24 protein-coding genes are annotated in these 23,228 nt (G+C 72.2%); 10 read left to right on the forward strand and 14 right to left on the reverse strand.

The features are described 5' to 3' along the window. The first annotated feature begins 22 nt into the window (after positions 1–22). Together K8U61_RS11860 and K8U61_RS11865 are read left to right on the forward strand one after the other, a co-directional pair. Entirely contained in the window at positions 23–1,045 is a 1,023-nt protein-coding gene (locus K8U61_RS11860; RefSeq protein WP_224123231.1) for an alpha/beta fold hydrolase, read from the forward strand. A 44-nt stretch (positions 1,046–1,089) separates the two neighbouring features. Further along, complete coding sequence (locus K8U61_RS11865) at positions 1,090–1,776, forward strand: methyltransferase family protein (protein ID WP_224123232.1); 687 nt, start codon at positions 1,090–1,092, stop codon at positions 1,774–1,776. On the opposite strand, the gene K8U61_RS11870 is transcribed toward K8U61_RS11865, so the two are convergent. The 8 genes from K8U61_RS11870 to K8U61_RS11905 form a co-directional block, all read right to left on the reverse strand. Further along, the gene (locus tag K8U61_RS11870; protein ID WP_224123233.1) at positions 1,773–2,912 is read right to left on the reverse strand and encodes an NAD(P)/FAD-dependent oxidoreductase; all 1,140 of its coding nucleotides are present in this window, start codon (positions 2,910–2,912) and stop codon (positions 1,773–1,775) included. The genes K8U61_RS11865 and K8U61_RS11870 overlap by 4 nt on opposite strands. Before the next feature lie 34 nt (positions 2,913–2,946). Further along, on the reverse strand, positions 2,947–3,099 hold the full coding sequence (locus tag K8U61_RS11875; protein WP_224123234.1) for a hypothetical protein: 153 nt from the start codon (positions 3,097–3,099) through the stop codon (positions 2,947–2,949). A gap of 67 nt (positions 3,100–3,166) precedes the next feature. Further along, entirely contained in the window at positions 3,167–3,553 is a 387-nt protein-coding gene (locus K8U61_RS11880) for a cupin domain-containing protein (RefSeq protein ID WP_224123235.1), read from the reverse strand. Next, positions 3,550–3,978, reverse strand: coding sequence for a DUF4440 domain-containing protein (locus tag K8U61_RS11885; RefSeq protein ID WP_224123236.1), 429 nt, complete (start codon positions 3,976–3,978; stop codon positions 3,550–3,552). The genes K8U61_RS11880 and K8U61_RS11885 overlap by 4 nt, the downstream gene beginning before the upstream one ends. 4 nt (positions 3,979–3,982) lie before the next feature. Beyond that, on the reverse strand, positions 3,983–4,939 hold the full coding sequence (locus K8U61_RS11890) for an acyl-CoA dehydrogenase family protein (RefSeq protein ID WP_224123237.1): 957 nt from the start codon (positions 4,937–4,939) through the stop codon (positions 3,983–3,985). Further along, complete coding sequence (locus K8U61_RS11895) at positions 4,939–5,757, reverse strand: acyl-CoA dehydrogenase family protein (protein ID WP_224123238.1); 819 nt, start codon at positions 5,755–5,757, stop codon at positions 4,939–4,941. The genes K8U61_RS11890 and K8U61_RS11895 overlap by 1 nt, the downstream gene beginning before the upstream one ends. Then, positions 5,754–6,899: an acyl-CoA dehydrogenase family protein gene (locus K8U61_RS11900; protein ID WP_224123239.1), complete on the reverse strand. Its 1,146-nt coding sequence runs from the start codon at positions 6,897–6,899 to the stop codon at positions 5,754–5,756. The genes K8U61_RS11895 and K8U61_RS11900 overlap by 4 nt, the downstream gene beginning before the upstream one ends. A 2-nt stretch (positions 6,900–6,901) precedes the next feature. Then, positions 6,902–8,428, reverse strand: coding sequence for a FadD3 family acyl-CoA ligase (locus tag K8U61_RS11905; protein ID WP_224123240.1), 1,527 nt, complete (start codon positions 8,426–8,428; stop codon positions 6,902–6,904). A gap of 47 nt (positions 8,429–8,475) precedes the next feature. Between K8U61_RS11905 and K8U61_RS11910 the strand changes: the two genes are divergently transcribed. The 5 genes from K8U61_RS11910 to K8U61_RS11930 are packed head-to-tail and all read left to right on the forward strand — an operon-like array spanning position 8,476 to position 14,460. Beyond that, positions 8,476–9,675: an acyl-CoA dehydrogenase family protein gene (locus tag K8U61_RS11910; RefSeq protein WP_224123241.1), complete on the forward strand. Its 1,200-nt coding sequence runs from the start codon at positions 8,476–8,478 to the stop codon at positions 9,673–9,675. Continuing rightward, positions 9,672–10,475, forward strand: coding sequence for an SDR family oxidoreductase (locus K8U61_RS11915; protein WP_224123242.1), 804 nt, complete (start codon positions 9,672–9,674; stop codon positions 10,473–10,475). The genes K8U61_RS11910 and K8U61_RS11915 overlap by 4 nt, the downstream gene beginning before the upstream one ends. 12 nt (positions 10,476–10,487) lie before the next feature. Then, a complete protein-coding gene (locus K8U61_RS11920; RefSeq protein WP_224123243.1) occupies positions 10,488–11,093 on the forward strand; it encodes a TetR/AcrR family transcriptional regulator in 606 nt (201 codons plus the stop codon). A 55-nt stretch (positions 11,094–11,148) separates the two neighbouring features. Then, positions 11,149–12,312, forward strand: coding sequence for an acetyl-CoA C-acetyltransferase (locus K8U61_RS11925; RefSeq protein ID WP_224123244.1), 1,164 nt, complete (start codon positions 11,149–11,151; stop codon positions 12,310–12,312). An 18-nt stretch (positions 12,313–12,330) separates the two neighbouring features. Next, positions 12,331–14,460: an MMPL family transporter gene (locus K8U61_RS11930; protein WP_224123245.1), complete on the forward strand. Its 2,130-nt coding sequence runs from the start codon at positions 12,331–12,333 to the stop codon at positions 14,458–14,460. Between the two features lie 25 nt (positions 14,461–14,485). Here K8U61_RS11930 and K8U61_RS25465 read toward each other — a convergent pair whose 3' ends face one another. From K8U61_RS25465 to K8U61_RS11950, 4 genes are all read right to left on the reverse strand, one after another. Further along, the gene (locus K8U61_RS25465) at positions 14,486–15,127 is read right to left on the reverse strand and encodes a helix-turn-helix transcriptional regulator (RefSeq protein ID WP_224123246.1); all 642 of its coding nucleotides are present in this window, start codon (positions 15,125–15,127) and stop codon (positions 14,486–14,488) included. Between the two features lie 176 nt (positions 15,128–15,303). Beyond that, positions 15,304–15,987, reverse strand: a complete 684-nt coding sequence (locus K8U61_RS11940; RefSeq protein ID WP_224123247.1) for a hypothetical protein — start codon at positions 15,985–15,987, stop codon at positions 15,304–15,306. Beyond that, positions 15,984–16,649: a class F sortase gene (locus K8U61_RS11945; RefSeq protein WP_224123248.1), complete on the reverse strand. Its 666-nt coding sequence runs from the start codon at positions 16,647–16,649 to the stop codon at positions 15,984–15,986. Before K8U61_RS11945 ends, K8U61_RS11940 begins: the two co-directional genes overlap by 4 nt. 10 nt (positions 16,650–16,659) lie before the next feature. Beyond that, positions 16,660–17,436, reverse strand: coding sequence for a DUF4397 domain-containing protein (locus K8U61_RS11950; RefSeq protein ID WP_224123249.1), 777 nt, complete (start codon positions 17,434–17,436; stop codon positions 16,660–16,662). Positions 17,437–17,644: 208 nt separating this feature from the next. On the opposite strand from K8U61_RS11950, the gene K8U61_RS11955 reads away from it, so the two are divergent. Together K8U61_RS11955 and K8U61_RS11960 are read left to right on the forward strand one after the other, a co-directional pair. After that, the gene (locus tag K8U61_RS11955) at positions 17,645–18,505 is read left to right on the forward strand and encodes an alpha/beta hydrolase (protein ID WP_224123250.1); all 861 of its coding nucleotides are present in this window, start codon (positions 17,645–17,647) and stop codon (positions 18,503–18,505) included. Positions 18,506–18,817: 312 nt separating this feature from the next. After that, a complete protein-coding gene (locus tag K8U61_RS11960; RefSeq protein ID WP_224123251.1) occupies positions 18,818–21,139 on the forward strand; it encodes a M4 family metallopeptidase in 2,322 nt (773 codons plus the stop codon). 35 nt (positions 21,140–21,174) lie between these two features. On the opposite strand, the gene K8U61_RS11965 is transcribed toward K8U61_RS11960, so the two are convergent. Next, positions 21,175–21,549, reverse strand: a complete 375-nt coding sequence (locus tag K8U61_RS11965) for a hypothetical protein (RefSeq protein WP_224123252.1) — start codon at positions 21,547–21,549, stop codon at positions 21,175–21,177. Positions 21,550–21,599: 50 nt separating this feature from the next. On the opposite strand from K8U61_RS11965, the gene K8U61_RS11970 reads away from it, so the two are divergent. Further along, positions 21,600–22,760 carry an amidohydrolase family protein gene (locus K8U61_RS11970; RefSeq protein ID WP_224123253.1) on the forward strand — a complete coding sequence of 387 codons (1,161 nt, stop codon included), beginning with the start codon at positions 21,600–21,602 and terminating at the stop codon, positions 22,758–22,760. On the opposite strand, the gene K8U61_RS11975 is transcribed toward K8U61_RS11970, so the two are convergent. Beyond that, on the reverse strand, positions 22,750–23,208 hold the full coding sequence (locus K8U61_RS11975) for a hypothetical protein (RefSeq protein ID WP_224123254.1): 459 nt from the start codon (positions 23,206–23,208) through the stop codon (positions 22,750–22,752). The two genes, K8U61_RS11970 and K8U61_RS11975, sit on opposite strands and share 11 nt — an antisense overlap. Positions 23,209–23,228 lie beyond the last annotated feature (20 nt).

Consider the following 23,228-nt stretch of genomic DNA (forward strand, 5'->3'; position numbering starts at 1 on the left):
AGTCCTGCGGTTGACTGGGGCCGTGGCGACACGGCAGCGCTGGGGCAGCGCGCACCTCGAGGACGGCACCTCCGTCGCCTACGCCCTCAGCGGCTCAGGTCCGCCGCTCGTCGTGGTGCCGGGCTGGCTGAGCCACCTCGAGCTCGGCTGGTCGATCCCGGCCGAGCGGATGTTCCACGAGGCGCTCTCCTCGGGCCGCACGCTGGTCCGCTTCGACCGGCCGGGCTGCGGCCTCTCCGGTCCGTACGACGGGCCGCGCACGATGGGCCTCGAGCTCGCCACCCTCCGCGCGGTGACCGACGACCTCGGCCTCGACTCCTTCGACCTCCTCGGCTGGTCGCTCGGGGCGGCCGTGGCCGCGCAGTGGGCCGCCGACCACCCCTCGACCGTCGAGCGGCTCGTGCTCTACGGCGGCTGGGCGACCGGATCGTCGATCGGTGACGCCGACAGCCGCCGGCACGTGCTCGGCCTGCTCGCCACCCACTGGGGCTTCGGGTCGGACCTGCTCACCGAGCTCTTCGCGCCCGACGCCGACCCGGGCACTCGGCGCGCACAGGCGGCCTACCAGCGCGCCGCCTCCTCCGCCGAGACCGCGGTCGCGCTGCTCCAGTTGGCGTACGACCTCGACGTCACCGCAGCACTCCCGCGCGTCGCGGCGCCCACGCTGGTGCTCCACCGCCGCGAGGACCGAGCGGCGCCGATCGCCCAGGGACGGGCGCTGGCCTCCGGCATCCCCGGCGCCCGCCTGGTGGAGCTCGAGGGCCGCTCCCACCTGCCGGCGCTGGGCGACGCGGACGCGGTCGTCGCGGAGGTCCGCCGCTTCCTCGGCCTGCCCCCGCTGCGCCGCGACGTCCCGACCGGGCTGACCCCGCGCCAGTCCGAGGTGGCCGCGCTGGTCGCCGAGGGATTGACCAACCGCGAGATCGCCGAGCGGCTCGGCATCACCGAGCGGTCGGCGGAGTCGCACGTGGAGCGGATCCGGCTGCGCCTCGACTTCCGGTCCCGCGCCCAGGTCGCCGCCTGGTGGACCGCGCAGGTGCGGTAGTTCCACGGCTGCGCCGGCCCCGCCGTACGCCGGAGCATCGGGGGATGACCAGATCCCTGCGTGTCCTCGGCTGGCTCGGCTTCAACGCCGTCATGGTGTGGGCGGTGCTCTTCCTCGCCGACGTCGTCGTGCCGCGCACCGTCGACGGGCCGCACCGCACGTCCACCGCCGTGGCGGTGACCACCGATCTCGCCCTGCTGCTGCTCTTCGCGCTGCAGCACTCCCTGATGGCGCGAGCGTCGGTGAAGGCGGCGCTCGGCCGTTGGATCCCGGCGTCGCTCGAACGCACCGTCTTCGTGCTGGCGACCGACGTCTGCCTCGCGCTGCTGCTCCTGCTCTGGCAGCCCTTCGGCGGCGACGTGTGGCGCGTCGGCGGGGTGGCCGCGGTCGTGCTGTGGGCGCTCTGCGGGGCCGGCTGGATCCTGGCCGTCGCGGCGACGTACGCCGTCGACCACCTCGAGCTCACCGGTCTGCGCCAGCCGGGCCCGGCGGGGGAGCTGGAGGTCGGTGGCATGTACGCCGTCGTGCGGCATCCGCTGATGACCGGGCTGCTGCTGGCCTTCTGGGCGACGCCGCACCTCGGCGCCTCGCACCTGCTCTTCGCGGCGGCGGCCACCGGCTACATCGCGATCGGGGTGCGCTTCGAGGAGCGCGACCTGCGCCGGACGTTCGGGCCGGCGTACGACGCCTACGCGGCCCGCGTGCCGGCGGTGGTGCCCTGGCCGCGCTAAGGGGTCGGGGTCCAGTCCCGCCCGAACCAGCGCCGCACCCGCTCGGCCCCGAAGGCCGTCTTGTCGCGGGACAGCTCGGTGGACGGACCCTGCAGGGTGCCGTGCGGCGCCTGCCCGCTGACGAAGGTGACGTCGACCTTGGCGACCTGGTGCTGGCCGAACTCCAGGTAGCAGATGCCGCGTCCGTCGTACGTCGACCCGCTGGCCTCGCCCCGGGCCCGCGCGACCAGCTGGTCGGCCACGACGCCGGCCTGGCCCTCGGCGAAGACACCGGCCTTGGGGGTGCCGACGCTGGTGACGTCGCCGACGGCGTAGACGTCGTCGAAGCGGGTGCGCAGGGTCTGCGGGTCGACCGGGATCCAGCCGTCCTCGGCCAGCCCGGACTCGACCACGACGGCCGGGGCACGGTGCACGGGCACCGCCAGCAGCAGGTCGAAGGGCAGCGGGTCGCCCTCGGAGAGCACGGCGCGGCCGGCCTCGACCGAGCGCACCAGGGTGCCGGGATGCCACGCGATGCCGCGGCGCTCGAACTCGGCGAGCAGCGCGGCGGACGCCTCCGGCGACGGCGGGATCGGCACGCCGAGCGGCATCACCAGGGAGACCGAGGACCGCTCCAGCAGCCCGCGCTCGCGGAGGTGGTCGTGGACCAGCAGCGCGGTCTCGCTCGGCGCGGGCGGGCACTTGAACGGCGTGGACGTCACGGCGACGACGACGCGGCCGCCGTCGAAGGAGTCGAGCACGTCGCGCAGCGCGAACGCGCCGGCGACGGTGTAGAACTCGTGCCCGTGCTCGACCAGGCCGGGCGTCGCGTCCGGGTGCAGGTCCGCACCGAGCGCGACCACGAGCACGTCGGTCTGGAAGGTGCCGGCGTCGGTCTCGACGCGGCGGGCGACCGGATCGATCGCGGTCACGGTGGCGGCGACGAAGCGCACGCCGGCCGGTGCCAGGTCGGCGTACCGGTGGAGGACGTGGTCGGCGCTGCTGCGCCCGAACATCACGTCGAGCTTGGAGAAGCCGAAGACGAAGCCCTCGGACCGGTCGACCAGGGTCACCTCGACCAGGTCGCCGGCCTCGTCGGCGAGCCGGGCGGCGAGCTCGAGCCCGCCGAAGCCGGCGCCCAGGATCAGTACGCGCACCTCCGCAACCTAGCGGTTGTGGAGGGGGCGCTGGTCAGACCGACGGCAGCCGGTCCGTGGCGTTCTTGGCGTAGCCGGTCCAGGTCGTGCGACGCGGGTTCGCGACCGAGGTGAGCGACGGCGTGGTCTCGTCGCGACGGTCGTGCTGCACGTCGGTGTCCGCGTGGTCGAGCGCGATGGTCGTCATGGTCCGAACCTAGGGGGACCCGGGTGACAACCGGTCAACGGCTCGGTGACGATCCATCCACAGAACGTCAACGTCCGTCGGGCGGGTCCACGTTGACGGTCGGCACCCCGCCGCCGACCCGCGCGATGACGGCGAGCGACGGCTCACCGCTCGGGTTGGACTCGCGGTGCACCGTCCACGACGGCACGTGCACGAAGTCGCCCGGGCCCGCGTCGATCCAGCCCTCGTGACCTTCGAACTCCAGGCGGAGCACGCCGCGCACGACGTACAGGCTCGACTCGTTGCGGTCGTGGTGGTGCCACCCGGAGACGGCGCCGGGCTCGGTGACGACCTGTCCGGCCCACAGCAGCGGCAGCTCGAAGGCGCGCTCGCGAAGCATCCCGGACGTCGGGTCGGCGGCGGCGAGGTCGGCCGGCGTGAAGACCCGGACGGGCCGGGGCAGCTCGGTGCTCATGCCTCGTCGTCCCAGGCCACGGCGCTGATCCGCCAGCCGGCGCCGGTGCGCACGAGCTGCAGCGACTTCTGGCCCCGGCCGGTGACCGGGGCGCCGGCCTCGACCCACTCCTTGGCGTAGGAGCACCAGCGCTGGGCGATGTCGCCCCACACCTGGGTCGTCCCCTCGACCTCCCACTCCCGGAAGTCGGTCAGGCGCCCGCTCGTGAGGAGCTTCCGGCGGGGCTCGATGAAGCCGTCCACGTCGTACGCCACGGGACCGCCCCGCGCCGAGACGACGACCGCGTCGGGGTGCAGGGCGTCGCGGAGCGCGCTGAGGCGGGCGTCGACCTCGGCCTCGGCCCCGGAGGTGAAGGCGTCGAAGAAGGTGGCGACGACGGCGTCGATGTCGGCGGCATCCTGGGCGTCCTGGGTGTCCCGGGTCATGCGCTCAGAGTGTCACGGCCGCCCGGTGCTCGGTCGCGCTGCCGAAGAGCTGGCCCAGCGCGTGGGCGCGCTTGAAGACGAGGTGGGCGTCGTGCTCCCAGGTGATCGCGATGCCGCCGTGCAGCTGCACGGTCTCCGCCGCGAGCCGGGCGACGGCGTCGGCGCAGTAGGCCTTCGCGACGTGGGTGAGCTGCTCGGCGTCGTCGGCGTGGGTCGCGACGGCGTACGACGCCGCCCAGGACGCGGAGCGGCACATCTCACTGAGCACGAGCATGTCGGCCATCCGGTGCTTGAGGGCCTGGAAGGAGCCGATCGGGCGCCCGAACTGCACCCGCTCCTTGCTGTAGGACACCGTCATGTCGAGGGCACGTGCAGCGAGGCCCGAGGCGAGCGCCGCGCAGCCGGCGGCGCCGACCAGGCGGGCACGGTCGCGGGCGGACGGCCCGTCGCCGATGCGCGTACGCGTGCCGCCCTCGACGGTGGCCAGGCGGATCGTCTGGTCCATGGACGGGGTCCAGGTGACCTCGGCGCCCTCGACCTCGTAGAGGCCGTCGTCGTCGGCCGCGGCGATCACGATCGTCGCGAGGTCGCCGTCGAGGACCGGGGCGTCGCCGTCGACGAACGCCCCCACCTCGCCGGCCGCGAGGCGCGGCAGCAGGCGCGCCCGCGCGTCGTCGTCCGCGCCGGCCAGCAGCGCCTCGGAGGTGACCAGTGAGGAGAGCAGGGGAGAGGGGACGATCGACCGGCCGACCTCCTCGAGCGCGACCAGCGCCTCGAAGAGCGTGAAGCCGGCGCCGTCGTGCTCCTCGGGGATCCCCAGCGCCGGCAGGCCGATCTGCTCGCACATCGTCTGCCAGAGCGCCTCGTCGTACGTCGTGACACGGGCATCGCCACGCTTGTCGAGCAGCGAGCGGACCATCGAGGCCAGCTCCTCCTGCTCCTCGGTGAGGGCGAACTCCATCAGACCAGCCCCTCCAGCACCCGCTGCCGGTGGAAGGCCGGCGTGCCCCACGCGGTGAGGAGTGCGCGGATCTTGGTGATCCAGACGCTCAGGTCGAACTCCTGGGTGTAGCCGATCGCACCGTGCACCTGGAGGCCGGTGCGCGAGGCGAGGTACGCCGCGTCGCCGGTCGCGACCTTGGCCGCCGACACCGGGACCTCGCCGAGCGCGGCGCCGTAGACGAGGGGCCGGGCGAAGTCGAGCGCGATGCGGACGTCGGCCAGCGCGTGCTTGATCGCCTGGTAGGAGCCGATCTCGCGCCCGAACTGCTTGCGCTGCTTCACATAGGTCACCGAGTCGGCGAGCACGCGCTCGCCCGCGCCGAGCAGCTGGGCTGAGACGGCGAGCACCGCACGGTCGAAGGCGGCCTCGTCGATCGGGTCCGGTGCCTCGACCTCGAACAGTCGCCGGGTCCGGTCCACCGACACACGCATCGGTCCGTGGGGGACGTCGGTGACGTCGGCGTCGAGCGCGTAGGGGACGTGCGGCGGGACGGCGACGGTGGCGATGCCCTCGTCACGGGCCAGGTAGGCGATGGACTCGACGTACGGCCCGGGCACGGCGTGGAAGCCGAGCCGCTCGAACGCCAGCGCCAGGAAGACCGGCTCGTCCGCGAGCGAGGTGACGCCCATCTCGGCGAGGCGACCCCAGAGCTTCAGGCCCGGCTCGTGGTCGCCCTCGGCCCAGGCGCGAGCCACGGCCACCGTGTCGGCGTTGACCAGGAGGGAGTCCAGGGCGGAGGCGAAGTCCTTCTCGTCGCCGTCGAGCTCGAACCTCACTTGGCCCCCTTGGGCTCGCGCGGGAGACCGAGGATCCGCTCGGCCACGATGTTGCGCTGGATCTCGTTGGTGCCGGCGTAGATCGGCCCGGAGAGCGAGAACGTGTAGCCGTCCAACCAGCGCGACTCGACCTCGGCCTCGGGGCCGAGCAGGTCGAGCGCGGTCTCGTGCAGCGCGACGTCGAGCTCGGACCAGAAGACCTTGTTGACCGAGCCCGCGGCGCCCATGTCGCCGCCGGCCGCGAGCCGGGTGACCGTGCCCCACGTGTAGAGCCGGTAGGCCTGCGCCTTGATCCAGGCGTCGACCACGCCGCCCGCGAACGTCGGGTCGGGGCGCTCGCCGTACAGCCCGACGAGGCGGTCGGCGGCCGCGCAGAAGCGGCCGGGGGAGCGCAGCGAAAGGCCGCGCTCGTTGCCGGCCGTCGACATCGCGACCCGCCAGCCGTCACCGGGCTCTCCGAGCACATCGGAGTCGGGGACGAAGACGTCCTCGAAGAAGATCTCGGCGAAGCCGGCCTCGCCGTCGAGCTGGGCGATCGGGCGCACGGTGATGCCGTCGGCGTCGAGCGGGAAGAGGAAGTAGGTCAGGCCGTGGTGGCGCGCTGCCTCCGGGTCGGAGCGGAAGAGCCCGAAGCCCATGTGGGCCAGGGCTGCCCGCGATGACCAGGTCTTCTGGCCGTTGAGCACCCAGCCGCCGCGCTCGTCGTCTCGACGTGCGGTGGACCGGAGCGAGGCGAGGTCGGAGCCGGCCTCCGGCTCGGACCAGCACTGCGCCCAGATCTTCTCGCCGGTCGCCATCGAGGGCAGGTAGCGGTCCTGCTGCTCCTTCGTCCCGTGGTCGAAGATGATCGGGGACAGCAGGAAGATGCCGTTCTGGGAGACCCGGCCGGGGGCGCCGGCGCGGTAGTACTCCTCCTCGAAGATCACCCACTCGACCAGCGAGGCGCCGCGGCCGTGGTACTCCTCGGGCCAGGACACGACGGCGTACCGAGCGTCGGCGAGCCTCTGCTCCCACTCCTGGTGGGCGACGAAGCCCTCCGCGGTGTCCATGGACGGCAGCGGCTCGGCCGGCACGTTGGCCGCCAGCCACTCCCGGGCCTCGGCCTGGAAGGCCAGCTCGGAGTCACTCAGCTCGAGATCCATTCCTAGGACTCCTCGGTTCCTGAGGTGCGAGCCTGCGAGCCTCGAAGGGCGTTCTTCAGCACCTTGCCGGACAGGTTGCGGGGGAGGCCGTCGATCACCTCGACGTACCGCGGCACCTTGAAGTTGGCGAGCCGCTCCTTGGCGAAGGCGATCACGTCGTCGGGCGACGCCGAGCCGACGACGTACGCCTTGCCGACCTCGCCCATCCGCTCGTCGGGGACGCCGACGACGGCCACGTCGGCGACGCCGTCCATCCGGGCGAGGGCCTGCTCGACCTCGGCGGGATAGACGTTGAAGCCGCCGGAGATGTACATGTCCTTGAGCCGGTCGGTGATCGAGAGGTTGCCCGCGTCGTCGAGCACGCCGATGTCACCCGTGTGCAGCCAGCCCTCGTCGTCGATCGCCTCCGCGGTGGCGGCCGGGTCGTCGAGGTAGCCGAGCATCACGAAGTCGCCGCGGACCAGCAGCTCGCCCGCCCCCGAATCCGACTGGGTGTCGGCGATCGCGATCTCCATGCCGGGAACAGCGCGGCCGCAGGTGGTCGCAACGGTCTCGGCCGAGTCGCCCTCGCGGCACATGGTGACCACGACCGCCTCGGTCATCCCGAAGGCCGTGACGACCTGGTCGATCTCCAGGTCGTCGCGCATCCGCTCGATCAGCACCACGGGTACGACGGCCGCGCCGGTCACCGCCAGCCGCAGCGACGAGAGGTCGTGGTCGGCGCGGCCGGGAGCGTTGAGCAGCGAGGTGAAGATGGTCGGCGCGCCGGGCAGCACCGAGATCCGCTCGGTCTCGATGAGCGACATCGTCGCCTCGAGGTCGAAGGTCGCGACCGGGTAGAGCGTGGCCCCGGTCAGCAGCCCGGTGACGATGCCGACCTTGTAGCCGAAGGAGTGGAAGAACGGGTTGACGACGAGGTAGCGGTCCTGACCGGTGACCCCGCCGAGCTCGCCCCATGCCCGGGCGACCCCGATCGTCTGGCGGTGCGCGGACATCGCGCCCTTGGGCTTCCCGGTGGTGCCGGAGGTGAAGAGGATGTCGGCGACGTCGTCGGGGGAGACCGACTCGGCCAGGAGGTCGACGTCCGCCACCGTCACGGATCCCATGTCGAGGTCGGCCAGGTCCTTCAGGTCCAGGACCAGGGCCACCGACGCGAGGTCGCTCGAGGCACGCAGGTCCGCGATCTGGGTGCGACCGAGGAAGCCGTCCTCGACCACCACGATCCGCGCCGAGGTGCGGTCGACGATCTCGGCGACCTCGTGGCCGGTGTAGCGGGAGTTGGCCGGCACCAGCGTGCCGCCGGCGTACGACGTCGCGAGCGCGGCCACCACCCAGCTGATGCTGTTGGGCGCCCAGACGACGACCCGGTCGCCCGGCCGCAGCCCGGCGGCGACGTACCCGCGCGCGGCGCGGCGGACCCGGCGCAGCAGCTCGAGGTAGGAGACGGTCTCGTCGCCCTCGACGTACGCCGGGTGCTCGCCGAAGCGGTCCGCCGCGTCGCCGAGCGCGGCCGGGATCGTGCTCCTCACATCGCCTCCTTCTCGCAACCAAGCAAGTGCTTGGTAGGGTAGCACCCGTGGACCTGACCTACTCCGCCGAGGACCAGGCGTTCCGCGCCGAGGTGCGCGACTGGCTGGCCGAGCACCTGACCGGCGAGTGGGCCGCGCTGCGCGGCCTCGGCGGCGCCGGGCGGGACCACGAGGCGCACGACGAGCGGGTCGCCTGGAACCGTCTCCTCGCCGAGCACGGATGGACCTGCGTCGGCTGGCCGACCGAGCACGGCGGCCGCGGGCTGAGCCTGACCCAGCAGGTGATCTTCCACGAGGAGTACGCCAAGGCCGACGCGCCGGTCCGGGTCAACCACCTCGGCGAGGAGCTGCTCGGTCCGACGCTGATGGCCTTCGGGACCGACGAGCAGAAGGCGCGCTTCCTGCCGCGGATCGTCGCCGTCGAGGAGCTGTGGGCGCAGGGCTACTCCGAGCCGAACGCCGGCTCCGACCTCGCCAACGTGCAGACCAAGGCGCGCCTCGACGGCACCGCCGAGAGTGGGCAGTGGGTGGTCGACGGCCAGAAGGTGTGGACCTCCAACGCCCACTTCAGCTCGTGGGCGTTCGTCGTCTGCCGCACCGAGCCGGGCTCCCAGCGACACCAGGGCCTCTCCTTCCTGCTGGTGCCGCTCGACCAGGACGGCATCGACATCCGCCCGATCGAGCAGCTCACCGGTGGCTCGGAGTTCAACGAGGTCTTCTTCACCGGCGCCCGCACCGACGCCGACCTCGTCGTCGGCGAGGTCGGCCAGGGCTGGAAGGTCGCGATGGCGCTGCTCGGCTTCGAGCGCGGCGTCTCGGTCCTCGCCCAGGTCGTCGGCTTCTCCCGCGAGCTCGACGGCGTCGTCGAGCTGGCGAAGGACAACGGCACGATCGACGACCCGCTGGTCCGCGACCGACTCGCCGCGCTCAAGGTCGAGCTCGAGGTGATGCGTCGCCAGGCGATGCGCGGCCTCTCGACCGACACTGAGTCGCATTCCGGGGTCGCTGGGCCGTCGGTCTTCAAGCTGGTCTGGGCGACCTGGCACAAGAAGCTCGGCGAGGTCGCCATGGACGTGCTCGGCGCCGCCGGGCTCACCACCGCCTCCGACAGCGGCTACGAGCTGTCGCGCTGGCAGCGGCTCTTCCTCTTCGCCCGTGCCGACACGATCTACGGCGGCAGCGACGAGGTGCAGCGCAACATCCTCGCCGAGCGGGTGCTCGGCCTACCCCGAGAGGCACGCGGATGACGACCCAGCGACCGGAGCAGCCCGCCCCCGACTACGTCCCGGGCCACGACCTGCTCGCCGGCAAGGTGGTCGTGGTGACCGCGGCCGCCGGCGCGGGCATCGGCGCCGCCGTCGTACGCCGTGCGCTCGAGGAGGGCGCGAAGGCCGTGGTCTTCAGCGACACCCACGAGCGCCGGCTCGCGGAGGCGGAGGCGGCGCTGGGCGAGGAGTTCGGCGCCGACCGGGTCCGCCAGATGGTCTGCGACGTCACCGACGAGGCGCAGGTCCAGGCGCTGCTCGACCTCGCCGACGAGGTGGGCGGCGTCGACGTGATGATCAACAACGCCGGCCTCGGCGGCACCGCGTCGATCCTGGAGATGACCGACGAGCAGTGGTCGAAGGTCCTCGACATCACGCTGACCGGGACGATGCGCTGCATCCGGGCCGCCGGGGCACGGATGTCGGCCGCCGGCCGCAAGGGCGTGATCGTCAACAACGCCTCGGTGATCGGGTGGCGCGCGCAGGAGGGCCAGGCCCACTACGCCGCCGCGAAGGCGGGCGTGATGGCGTTGACCCGCTGCGCCGCGATCGACCTCGCGCCGTACACGATCCGCGTCAACGCGGTCTCGCCGAGCCTGGCGATGCACCCCTTCCTGGCCAAGGTCACCTCCGACGACCTGCTCGCCGAGCTCAAGCAGCGCGAGGCCTTCGGGCGCGCGGCCGAGCCGTGGGAGGTCGCCAACGTGATGGTCTTCCTCGCGAGCGACTACGCGTCGTACATGACCGGCGAGGTCGTCGCCGTGAGCAGCCAGCAGGCATAGAGGATTGGTCCCATGACCGCGCCGGCCACCGAGCCCACCAACTCCCGTCGCAGCGAGCTGCTCGCCATCGCCGCGGGCCTCTTCGCCGAGAAGGGCTTCAAGAACACCACCGTCCGCGACATCGCGGACGCCGCCGGCATCCTCTCGGGCAGCCTCTACCACCACTTCGACTCCAAGGAGTCGATGGTCGACGAGATCCTCCGGACCTTCCAGGAGGAGCTCTTCGGGCAGTACGACGAGATCCTCGCCGGCGGCCTCGACCCGGCCGCCAAGCTGGAGCAGGCGGTGCTGGTGTCGTTCGAGGCGATCGACAAGCACCGCGACGAGGTGGCGATCTTCCAGAACGACGCGGCCTACCTGCTCACCTTCGACCGCTTCTCCTACCTCGCCGACCGCAACCAGCAGTCCCGCGAGGTGTGGCTGACGCTGCTCCAGAACGGCATCGACGCCGGCGTCCTGCGCGCCGACCTCGACCTCGAGCTCACCTACCGCTTCATCCGCGACACCGTCTGGGTGGCCGTGTCCTGGTACCGCCCCGGCGGCCGCCGCACCCACACCGAGATCGCGCGCCAGTACCTGTCCATCCTGTTCGAAGGAATCGCCACCCCCGCTGGTTGAGGTGCGAGGCGCGCCAGCGCCGAGCCTCGAAACCCGGGGAGCAAAGGAGCACGCCATGCCCGAGGCCTATATCGTCGACGCCGTCCGCACCCCGGTCGGCAAGCGCGGGGGAGCGCTGGCCGGCGTCCACTCCGCCGACCTCGGCGCGCACACGCTGGCCGCGCTGGTGCGGCGTACCGGCGTCGACCCGGGCGCCGTGGACGACGTCATCCTCGGCTGCTGCGACACCATCGGCTCCCAGGCCGGCGACGTCGCGCGGACGGCGTGGCTGGTCGCCGGGCTGCCCGACCACGTGCCGGGCGTGACGATCGACCGCCAGTGCGGTTCGTCCCAGCAGGCGGTGCACTTCGCGGCCCAGGGCGTCATGTCCGGGACCCAGGACCTGGTCGTGGCCGGCGGCGTGCAGAACATGAGCGCGATCCCGATCTCCGCGGCGATGCTGGTCGGCCAGCAGTACGGCTTCTCGACGCCCTTCGCCGAGTCGCCCGGCTGGCAGGCGCGCTACGGCGACCAGGAGGTCAGCCAGTTCAACTCCGCCGAGATGATCGCGGCGAAGTGGGACATCTCCCGCGAGGAGATGGAGGCCTTCGCGCTCGCCTCGCACGACCGCGCGCGGACCGCGATCGCGGAGGGCCGCTTCAAGGACGAGATCGAGCCGGTCACCCTGCCCGACGGGTCCGTCTTCGACACCGACCAGTGCCCGCGCGAGACCTCGATGGAGAAGATGGCCGGCCTCGAGCCGCTGGCTCCCGGCGGCCGGATCACCGCCGCCGTCTCCTCACAGATCTGCGACGCCTCCGCCGCGATGCTGATCGCCTCGGAGGCCGCCGTCCAGACGCACGGTCTGAAGCCGCGCGCCCGCATCCACCACCTCTCGGTCCGCGGCGACGACCCGGTCTGGATGCTCACCGGCCCGATCCGTGCGACCAGGCACGCGCTGGAGAAGACGGGGCTGTCGGTCGACGACATCGACCTCTTCGAGTGCAACGAGGCCTTCGCCTCCGTCGTCCTGGCGTGGATGAAGGAGACCGGCGCCCCGAACGAGAAGGTCAACGTCAACGGCGGCGGCATCGCCCTCGGTCACCCGATCGGCGCCACCGGCGTCCGGCTGATGACCACGATGCTCGCCGAGCTCGAGCGGACCGGTGGCCGCTACGGCTTGCAGACCATGTGCGAGGGCGGCGGCCAGGCCAACGTGACCATCATCGAGAGGCTCTGACCCCGCTAGTCTCCAGGAGTGCGAGCTCTGGGCGAGTGGGTGCTGCGGCACCGCAGGCTGGTCATGGTCGGCTGGCTGCTGATCACCGTCGTCGGCATGTCGGTGACCAGCACCGTCAACAACCGCCTCACGGTCGACTTCTCGCTGCCCGGTCAGCCCGGCACCGAGACGGCCGCGAAGATCGTCCAGGCCTACGGCAACGGCGGCAGCACGGTGCCGCTGCTGGTGACCGTGACGATGCCGGAGGGGCAGACCGTCACCGGCAACGAGCAGGCGATCGGTGACGCGTTCGCCTCGGTGACCAAGGCCGATGTCCCGCTGCGGGTGGTCGACGAGGCCAACACCGGCGACGACGCCTTCCGGACCGACGACGACCGCACGGCGTACGCGATGGTCTTCTACCCCTTCCCGGACAGCTTCTCGAGCGTGCTGCCCACCGACGTCGTCTCGAAGGCGGTGACCGCCCAGGCTCCGGACGGCGCGACCGTCGGGGTGACCGGCATGGACGCGCTGGCGGTCGGCGACGAGTCGGGTGGCAACAGCGTGCTCGTCGAGACCCTGCTGGGCGGGCTGGGCGCACTGGCCGTGCTGCTCTTCGTCTTCGCCTCCCTGCTCGCCTTCCTGCCGCTGCTCGTCGCAGCGGTCTCGATCCTGACGACCTTCCTGCTGCTGCTCCCGATCACGCTCTTCACCGACGTCTCCTTCATCGTCGAGTTCCTGATCGCGCTGGTCGGACTCGGTGTCGCGATCGACTACTCCCTGCTCTTCGTGACCCGCTGGCGCGAGGAGCGGGACCGTGGCCGGAGCAACCACGAGGCGGTCGTGACCGCCATGGAGACGGCCGGCCACGCCGTGCTCTTCAGCGGCATCACCGTCGCGATCGGCCTGCTCGCGCTCGTCGTCCTGCCGGTGCCCTTCCTCCGGAGCATCGGGTACGGCGGCGCCCTCATCCCGCTCGCGAGCGTGTTGGTGACGCTGACGCTGACCCCCGCGATCCTGGGCGGCATCGGTCCGAGGGTGGACTGGCCGAAGATCCGCCACGAGCAGGAGTCGAGCCGCGGCTGGACCAGGTGGGCGACCCTGGTCGTCCGGCACCGTTGGGTGGCGGCCGGATCCGCCCTCGCGGTGCTCGCCCTCCTCGCCGCCGCCTTCGCCGGCATCAAGATCGGCGCCGCCGACTCCGACTCGCTGGCCAAGAACGGCCCGGCGTACGACGCCTTCCAGGTGCTCCGCTCCGGCGGCGTCCCCACCGGCGTGCTGACGCCGATCGAGGTGCTGACCGACGCCGACCAGGCCGACTCCGTCGCGCAGACGCTGGGCGAGGTCGACGGCATCGACGCGGCGCTCGTGCCGACGGGCGACGGCGCGGAGGTCGACGGTCAGAAGGTCGTCGTGCTGGTGCCGCACGAGGAGACCGTCAACTCGCAGAGCGTGGCGGTGGTCCGGGACGTCCAGGACGTCGCCGACCACACCGACGGCGTGATCGGCGTGGCCGGCCTGGGCGCCGACCAGGTCGACTTCCTGCACGCCGTCTACGGCAACCTGCCCCTGATGCTCGGCCTGATCTGCCTGCTGACCTTCGTCCTGCTGGTGCGCGCCTTCCGGTCGCTGCTGCTGCCGCTGAAGGCGGTCGTGCTCAACCTGGCCTCGCTGATGGCGGTCTTCGGGACGATGGTGCTCTTCTGGCAGGAGGGCTACGGGTCCAACGCCGTCTTCGGCATCGCCGCGACCGGCGCGGTGACCTTCTGGATCCCGATCATGGTCTTCGCGTTCCTCTACGGGCTGTCGATGGACTACGAGGTCTTCATCCTCAGCCGGATCCGCGAGGAGTACGACGCCGGCGCGTCCACCGACGAGGCCGTGATCCGCGGCATCGGCCGCACCGGTCGGCTGGTGAGCAGCGCGGCGCTGATCCTCTTCCTGGCCTTTGCGGCGCTGGCTTCCGGGCCCGGCACCGACATCAAGGTCCTGGCGACCGGCCTGGGCATCGGCATCCTCCTCGACGCCACCGTGATCCGCTCGGTCCTGGTGCCGTCGCTGGTCTCGCTCTTCGGCTCCTGGAACTGGAAGCTCCCGGACTCGGTCGCGCGCGCCCTGCGCGTGGAGCCGTCGGTCGTGCACGCCGAGCCGCCGAGGCGCCGCGACTGACGTGACGCCGTGGGTCGGGCTCGGGCTACCGCATCGCCTTCCAGCCGACCGACCAGGCCATCGCGACGGCGCTGACCTGGGAGTGGACCTCCAGCTTGCTCAGGATCGACTTGACCTGGGTGCGCACCGTGTCCTCGGTGACGAGCCGGGTCGTCGCGATCTCGCGCACGGTGCGGCCACGCATCATGTGCCGCAGCACCTCCGCCTCGTGCCGGGTCAGGCGGGTGAGCCGGCGCTGCGCCTCCACGAGCTCGGCGGCCTGGCGGGCGCTCAGCCGGATCAGCCGGTCGCGCTCCTCCTGGTCGAGGACGCAGCGCCCCTCCGTCATGTTCCGGACCACCGAGACCATCGTCGAGAGCGACGCCGTCTTCGGCACGACCATCCGCGCTCCCGACGCGAGGAAGTGGCCCCACCGCGGCTCGTCCTCCGTCTCGAAGACCGCGACCACCGGGATCCCCGCCCGCGACACGTCCTCGACGACCGCGACCCCGCTGCAGCTCGGGCCGAGGTCGGCGTTGACCAGGGCGAGGTCCGGTCGGAGGTCGAGCAGCTGACCGCTGACCTCGTCGCGGCTCGTCGCGGGCGCGAGTGGCACCTCGCGGTAGTCGTAGTGCCGCGTCCTGAGCACGATGCCCAGGCACTCCACGAAGAGGCCGTGCCGGTCCACGACGGCCACCCTTGCTCGTATCGAGCGATTCATCGTCCCCCCGAACGATCCCCGCTTGGCCCTACGGGCCAGCTTCCCCAGTCCTGCACTCCATCCACCTTGACCTCATCACCCGAGCGGGCACTGGTCCAGTTGGACATCGGTCCTAGTACCTCCGAACTTGAGGGCGGCCGTGCTCATGGGCCGAAGTCCAGCTGAGCGACCACCCGGTCGTGCTCCGTCGCGCGGAGCGTGGTCGACCAGCCATCGGAACCGGGTCGCCCGCACGGCTCGAGCTCCGTGCCGGCCTCGGAGCCGCACGCGAGGTTGAGGACGTGCGTGCCGGTCACCTCGACGGTCCGCGGTCCCCGCGCCCCGGTGCTCGGGTCCACCTCGAGCGAGACGGGGTCGGCGAGCGCGCGACCGGGGGCGGAGGGGGAGACGGTGACGGTCCCGGTCAGGACGTAGCTCAGCCGGACCACGTGGACGGGCACGAGGAAGGAGACGACCGCCGGGCTCGAGCCGACGGGGCCGACGGGCCGCTGGTCGCCGCCCGTCCCGTCGACGAGCCGGAGGTCGCTCGCGGCGGGGGAGGTGCCCGACGACGCGATCGGGAGCGCGATGGTCAAGCCGTGGATCCCGCGGCGGCTCCGGATCCACTGCGTCACGTGGATCGTCCCGTCGGCGTCGATCCCGCTGCGGACGTAGCTCCCGTTCCTCGGCACCGGCGGTGCGTCCCGCAAGACGGCCACCCGCTCGCTCGCGGGGTCGCCCGGGGCGCGGTGCAGGTCGCCGACATCCACCGTGGCCCGGTCGGCCCACAGATAGATGGTCGAGAGCAGCGCGACCGACCCGACGAGGATGAGCGCCTCCTGCCTCATGGTGCTCTCCGCGTGGCCGCGGCGAGGGGACGGGCCGTCACGACTGCCAGCCGCTGGTAGCCACCGCGCCCCGCGTCGTACGGCGGCGCACAGGTCACCAGGGTCAGCCGCCTCCCGCCGCTCGCGGCGCTGAGCCGTCGGACGTCGGCGGTGTCGCGCTTCGCGACGAGGTCGAGCGACACGATGGAGAAGGTCTGCCGGAGGTGGGGCGAGGACAGGACGACGCGTTGCCGCGGCCGGACGCTCAGGAGCTCCGCGTAGGCGCCGAGCCCCTGGTCGACGGAGTCCACGTGGCCGGCGATGAGGGTCGAGCCGAAGGGGTCGCCGAGACGCGATCCGCCGCTCCACCAGCCGGCGGAGCGCACGTCGGCGGGGACGTCGAGGACGCCGTTGTGCCGACTCCCGACCGCCACCACCGGCACGCTCCTCCCACTGGGCAGTCGGACGGCGGTCGGTGCCTCGGCGGCGACGATGCCGGCCCGCTCCGCTCGGCCGGCGGGCACGGTGACGGTCGGGGTCGCCGGTCCCGACCCGTCGGCCGCGTCCGCACCCGCGGGTGCGGGCGGGTCATTCCGGGCGACGAGGACGACCGTCAGCACCGCGCCGGCCGCCGCGACGATCGCCGCGACCGCCACCGCCACACCGAGGACGCCGGGCCGCATGGTCGATGCCTCAGCCGGAGAAGGTCCGGACGCGGACGAACGCGGCGAGCCCGGCCGAGCCCGTCTCGATCCGTGACGGTGCGACGCTGCCGTCCGAGGCGAGTCGCTCGCGGTGGGAGACGACGTCCATCGAGCCGTCCCGCGGCGAACCCACGGCGTAGACCAGGGTGATCGTGCCGGCCGGGAGCCGGACGTCGAGCGGCCCGAGGATCGGGTCGTGCCGGCTGCCGGTGGGCAGCAGCGCGACCGTGTGGGTGCCCGCCGGGAGGTCGGCCTCGGCGTACTCGCCGTTGGCGATGTTGGTGAAGACGACCTCGCCGTCGACCCGCACGTCGGCCGGGGGCACCGTCGCCGTGTGCGCGAGCAGCACGCGCGCCTTGCCCGGCCCGATCGGCTTCATCGGTGCGACATAGGTGTCCACGACCGGATCGCCGTCGCGGGCCGCGGGCTGGTGAAGCACCACGTCGGTGCTGGACCCCGCACCGGTCCGGACCGAGGTGGCGATCGGTGCGCCGTCGCCGGTCGGCGTGAAGACCAGGTCGTGACCACCGGCGTCCACGGCGTACGGCCCGGCCACCCCGGTCGCGAGCCCGTCCGCGACGTCCTTGCCGTCGATCGAGACGTCGTACGACGCCCCCGGCAGCGCCTGCACCACGAAGACCTCGGCGCCGTCGGTGCGGCCGACGCTCGCCGGCGGGGCGGTCAGGGTGACGCCCAGCGCCCCCAGCGCTCCGGCCAGCGCGACGGCAACGGTGCGACGGCTGAGACGACGACGACTCGACCCCATGACTCCCCCCGAGCCCGCCTCCTCGTCGAGGCGGTGCCCCATGTGAACACCAGGTGCCGTGAGCCCCTCCGGCAGGCACCGAGGATCCCCAAAATCGGGGGAGCGGCGTCCTCGGCGGGGTCGTCCGCAGTCGAACGACTCAAGCCCTGGCACGGGGCGGCTCCTAGCGTCGCGAGCACACCAGCAACCGAGACGAAAGGTCCACGTCATGTCCTCCCTCAGCTCCCCGTCACGACGGCCCAGCCGGCTCGCGGCCGCCCTCGCCGCTCTCGTCGCGACGCTGTCCCTCGGGCTCGGCTCCCTCACCGTGGCCGCCGCGCCGGCGACCGCCGAGCGCGCCCACGCGAAGCCCACCATCGTCCTCGTGCACGGCGCGTTCGCCGACGCGTCGGGCTTCAGCAAGGAGGTCGGACTCCTCGAGGCCGCCGGCTACCCGGTCATCGCGCCCGCCGACCCGCTGCGTGGTCTCACCGCCGACGCCGACTACATCCGCTCGGTCCTCGCGACGATCGACGGCCCCGTCGTCCTGGTCGGCCACTCCTACGGCGGCGCCGTGATCACCAACGCCGCGCGCGGCGCCGACAACGTGGTCGCCCTGGTCTACCTCGCGGCCTTCATCCCCGACGAGGGCACCAGTGTGGCGACGTCGTACGACCCCGCGACCTACCCGGGCTCGCTGCTGAGCCCCGACGCGCTGGTGGTCCGGCCGGTCGCGAACCCGGCCGCGCCCGGCGGGTCGGACGCCGACCTCTACATCCGGCCGGACCTCTTCCGGAAGATCTTCGCGGGTGACCAGGACAAGGCCACGGCGGCCGCGATGGCGGCGACCCAGAGGCCGCTGTCCGCGTTCGCCTACACCGAGCCGTCGGGGGAGCCGGCCTGGGCGACGCTCCCGAGCTGGGACCTGCTGACCACGAAGGACAAGGCGATCTCACCCGGTGGCCAGCGGTTCATGGCCGAGCGCGCCGGCGCGCACATCCGCGCGATCCGGTCCGCGCACGACGTGATGGTGTCGCACCCCAAGGCCGTCGTCTCGCTCATCGTCAAGGCCGCGACGACCGTCGGCTGAGGCACACCGCACCACCGTCGTACCTGACGAAATGGTCGCTCGTCGGCCAGATCCACGACCGTTTCGTCAGGTACGACGCGGATGAGGCGACCGAAACTGTCCGGCCACCGACCCAGCCGGACGGAAACCGTCCCGTGCCTCAACATCTCGCAGTGCACATTTGCGCAGGACTTCGTCGTTGACCGGATGTCTGCCAGCGGGTGAGGGTTCGGCAGGTTCGTGTCTCGGGCGACACCACACCACGTCACTCCTGACGTCGAGCCATCTCTCATCCGCCGGGCCCCACCACGGGCCCGTACTCAAGGAGTGTCAGTGAAACGACTCGTCGCGGGGGGCTTCACCGCAGCCCTCGTCTCGGCGTTGGCGATCGTCTCGGTGCCGCAGGGCGCCGATGCCGCAGGAGCCAACTCGGGCACGAAGAGTGCCCCAGCAGTGAAGTCCACGGGCAGCCAGGGTCACACCTCGGCCCGGCAGCAGGCCAAGCAGTCCGCGCGGAAGCTGGTGGCGTCGCCACCGGCCTACCTGCACGCCTCGTCGCACGACGCGTTCCGCCGTGCGGGCGTCGTGTCGTCGCACGGGCTGCAGTACGTGCCCTACCAGCGCACCTACCGCGGTCTCCCGGTCGTCGGCGGTGACTTCGTCGTCGTGACGGACTCCGCCGGCCGGCTGCTGAGCACCAGCGTGGCGCAGGACCAGGCGGTCTCGCTGGCGTCGACGTCGGCCTCGGTCACCAAGTCCGCGGCGCGGCGTACGGCGCTCCGCCAGCTCAGCAAGGGCTCGTACGACGGGGCCTCGCGCCTGGTGGTCCTGCAGCAGCGGACCTCCAGCCTGGCGTGGGAGACCACCGTGGCCGGGACGAAGAACGGTGCGGCGTCGAGGCTCACCGTCTACGTCGACGCGGCGACCGGCAAGGTCCTCAGGACCGTCGAGCACGTCGCCGAGGGCTCCGGCACCGGCGCCTGGGAGGGCTCGGTCACGATCCCGACCTCCGGTTCGGGCACGTCGTACTCCATGACCAACTCCAACGCCACGACGATGAAGTGCCAGAACGCCAGCGGCAACGCGACCTTCACCGGCACCGACGACGTGTGGGGCAACGGCGACGCCACCAACCGGGAGACCGGCTGCGTCGACGCGTTCTACAGCGCGGAGAAGGAGCGCCAGATGCTGACGGCCCGGCTCGGCCGCAACGGCATGGACGGCTCCGGCGGCTGGGTCCCGATCCGCGTCGGCCTCAACGACGTCAACGCCTACTACGACGGCACCCAGGTCCAGATCGGCCACACCCAGACCGGCGGCAAGTGGATCGGCTCGATCGACGTCGTCGCCCACGAGTTCGGCCACGGCATCGACGACCACACCCCGGGCGGCATCTCGGGCAACGGCACCCAGGAGTTCGTCGCCGACACGTTCGGCGCGGCGACCGAGTGGTACGCCAACAACCCCGCCGACGCGCCCGACTACACCGTCGGCGAGGAGGTCAACCTGGTCGGCAACGGCCCGATCCGCTACATGTACAACCCCGCGCTCGCCGGTGACGACAACTGCTACTCGTCGTCCACCCCGACCGACGAGGTGCACGCGGCGGCCGGCCCCGGCAACCACTGGTTCTACCTGCTCGCGGAGGGCACCAGCCCGTCCGACGGCCAGCCGACCAGCCCGACCTGCAACAGCAGCTCGGTGACCGGTCTGGGCATCCAGAAGGCCATCACGATCATGTACAACGCGATGCTGATGAAGACGTCGACCTCGTCGTACCTGAAGTACCGCACCTGGACGCTCACCGCGGCCAAGAACCTCTACCCGGGCTCGTGCACGGAGTTCAACGCGGTCAAGGCGGCGTGGAACGCCGTCAGCGTCCCGGCCCAGAGCGGTGACCCGACGTGCTCGACCAGCGGCACCAACACGGTGACCGTCACCAACCCGGGCAGCCAGACCGGCACCGTCGGGACGGCGAAGAGCCTGCAGATCAGCGCCAGCGACTCGGCCTCGGGCCAGACGCTGACCTACTCGGCCACCGGCCTGCCGGCCGGCCTGTCGATCAACAGCTCCACCGGTCTCGTCTCCGGTACGCCGACCACGGCGGGCACCTACTCGTCCACGGTGACCGCCAAGGACACCACCAACGCCTCCGGCTCGGCCACGTTCACGTGGACGATCTCCGGCAGTGGCGGTGGCGGCAGCTGCTCGGGCCAGAAGCTCACCAACCCGGGCTTCGAGTCGGGCTCGACGGGCTGGACCGCGACCTCCGGCGTGATCACGACGGACAGCGGCCAGGCCGCCCACGCGGGCAGCTACAAGGCGTGGCTCGACGGCTACGGCCAGACCCACACCGACACGCTGAGCCAGTCGGTCACCATCCCGTCCGGCTGCACCGCGACGCTGTCGTTCTACCTGCACATCGACAGCGCGGAGACGACGACCAGCACGGCGTACGACAAGCTCACCGTGAAGGCGGGCTCGACCACGCTGGCGACGTACTCCAACCTCAACAAGGCCTCGGGCTACGTCCTGAAGTCGTTCAACGTGTCGTCGCTGGCGGGCCAGACGGTCTCGATCAGCTTCTCCGGCACGGAGGACAGCTCGCTGCAGACCAGCTTCGTCATCGACGACACGGCGCTGACGCTGAGCTGACCTGCTGAAGCACGATGGCGAGGTCGGCCTCGTCCTCAGCGCAGGACGAGGACGAGGCCGACCACGCCGGGCACGATCCCGATCAGCAGCCACCAGGAGAAGAGCGCCTTCTGGTGGATCGCGCGGGCGGCGGCGACGGCCAGGACCCCGAACGCCGCGGCGATCACGTTGAGGCCGACCCGGGCGTCCATCCGGTCCTCGGAGATGAACATCGCGCCGATCACCAGGCCCACCGACAGGTGGATGATCGTGGTGAAGGCCAGCGCCGAGAGCACCCACTTCTGCACGGGCTCGAGGTGCATCGGCCCGTTGTCCCGCGAGCGGATCGTCTCCCGCTGCAGGTTGTTGGGGTCCATCAGGTGCCGCGGCCGCTTCTTCGGCGCGGGCTGGGCGGGCAGCTGGTCGGGCACGCGACCATTGTCCTCGGTGGCGGTACGGCGCCCGTGGCAGGGTGCTCCCCGTGCCCGACCTCGTCATCACGAACGCGACCGTGTGGACCTCCCCGGACGACGAGCCGCTGCCCGACCATGCGGTTGTCGTCCACGCCGGCGTCGTGGAGCGCGTGGTGCCGACGGCGGCGCTGGACGGCGCCGTCGCCGACCTGCCCGTCTGGGACGCGGTGGGCCGGGTCGTCACGGCGGGCTTCTGGAACTGCCACGTCCACCTCAGCGAGCCGGTGTGGCGCGGCGCCGGTCGCGCACCGGTCGCGCGCCTCCAGGCGGCCCTCGACGACATGCTCCTCAGCCGCGGCTTCACCACGGCCGTCGACCTCGCCTCGAACTCGCGCGACACCCTGCCGCTGGTCGCTCGGATCGCGTCGGGCGAGCTCGCCGGACCGACGATCCTCTCCGCCACCGAGGCGATCCGTCCGGCCCGCGGCCTGCCGTTCTACACGCGCGAGGAGGTGCCGTGGTTCCTCTGGTGGGCGCTGCCGACGCCGTGGACCGCGGCGGGTGCGCGCCGGGTCGCGAGGCGGCAGCTGCGCAAGGGCGCGCGGGTGATCAAGCTCTTCACGGGCTCGTACGTCGAGCGCGACCGGATCAAGCCGATGGGCATCCCGCACGCGCGGGCCGCCGTGGAGGTCGCCCACGAGCACGGCGTCCTGGTCTTCGCGCACACCTCCAACCGCGAGGGTCTGCAGGTCGCGCTCGATGCGGGTGTCGACGTGATCGCGCACGTGCCCGACGAGACCGACGGGACCGAGCCGCTGCTGCGCGAGGCCGCGAACCGCGGAGTGTGGCTGGTGCCGACGCTGCTGATGTTCGCCGAGACCGTGACCACGTCGCCGGCCTACCTCGACCCGATCGACGACGCCCTGCGCGTCTTCCGCGACGCCGGCGGGCGGGTCCTCTTCGGGACCGACGTGGGCTACCTGCAGGAGTACGCGATCGACGGGGAGCTCGCCGCGCTCGAGCGCTGCGGCCTCGACGGCCCGGCGGTGCTGCGCGCGCTGACGACGGAGCCGGCGGCGGCGTTCGGCCGGCCCGACGAGGGGACCGTCGCGCCCGGGATGCGGGCCGACCTGACCGTGCTCGAGACCCGCGCGTCCGTGGTGCGGCCCGGAGACCTGGGGCGGGTCGCGGCCGTGGTCAAGGACGGCCGCGTGGTCCTCACCCGGTGACGGTCGCCCCGCGCCGACCGAAGACCAGCGCGCCGAGCAGCACGGCGTACGCGACGACGGCGACCAGGCCGGCGACCAGCGCGATTCCGAAGCCGAGGTCGTAGAGGGAGTCGGAGTAGCCGAAGACCTGGGTCAGCAGCGAGAGCTGGCTGTCGTCGGTGTCGCCGAAGTCCGGCATGAACGCGCCGCCGACCAGGAGTGCCAGCCAGGTGGCCAGCTGCGCCCACGCCTGCAGGCCGGTGAGCGCGCGTGGCCGACCGTCCTGGGTGTAGGCCAGGACGGTCGTGACCAGCAGGGCGACGAGGAGCACCGGGACGACCGAGACGAGGAAGATCAGGAAGAACCAGCCGCCCACGCCGAAGACGATCCGGCCGATCCACACCCACGCCACCACCACGAGGTTGACGGGGATCATCCAGAGCAGCGTCGTCCGGCCCAGTGAGGTCACGGCGCGACCCTAGGGGAGCG

The organism is Nocardioides mangrovi, from assembly GCF_020073815.1.
GTDB classification, from domain to species: domain Bacteria; phylum Actinomycetota; class Actinomycetes; order Propionibacteriales; family Nocardioidaceae; genus Nocardioides; species Nocardioides mangrovi.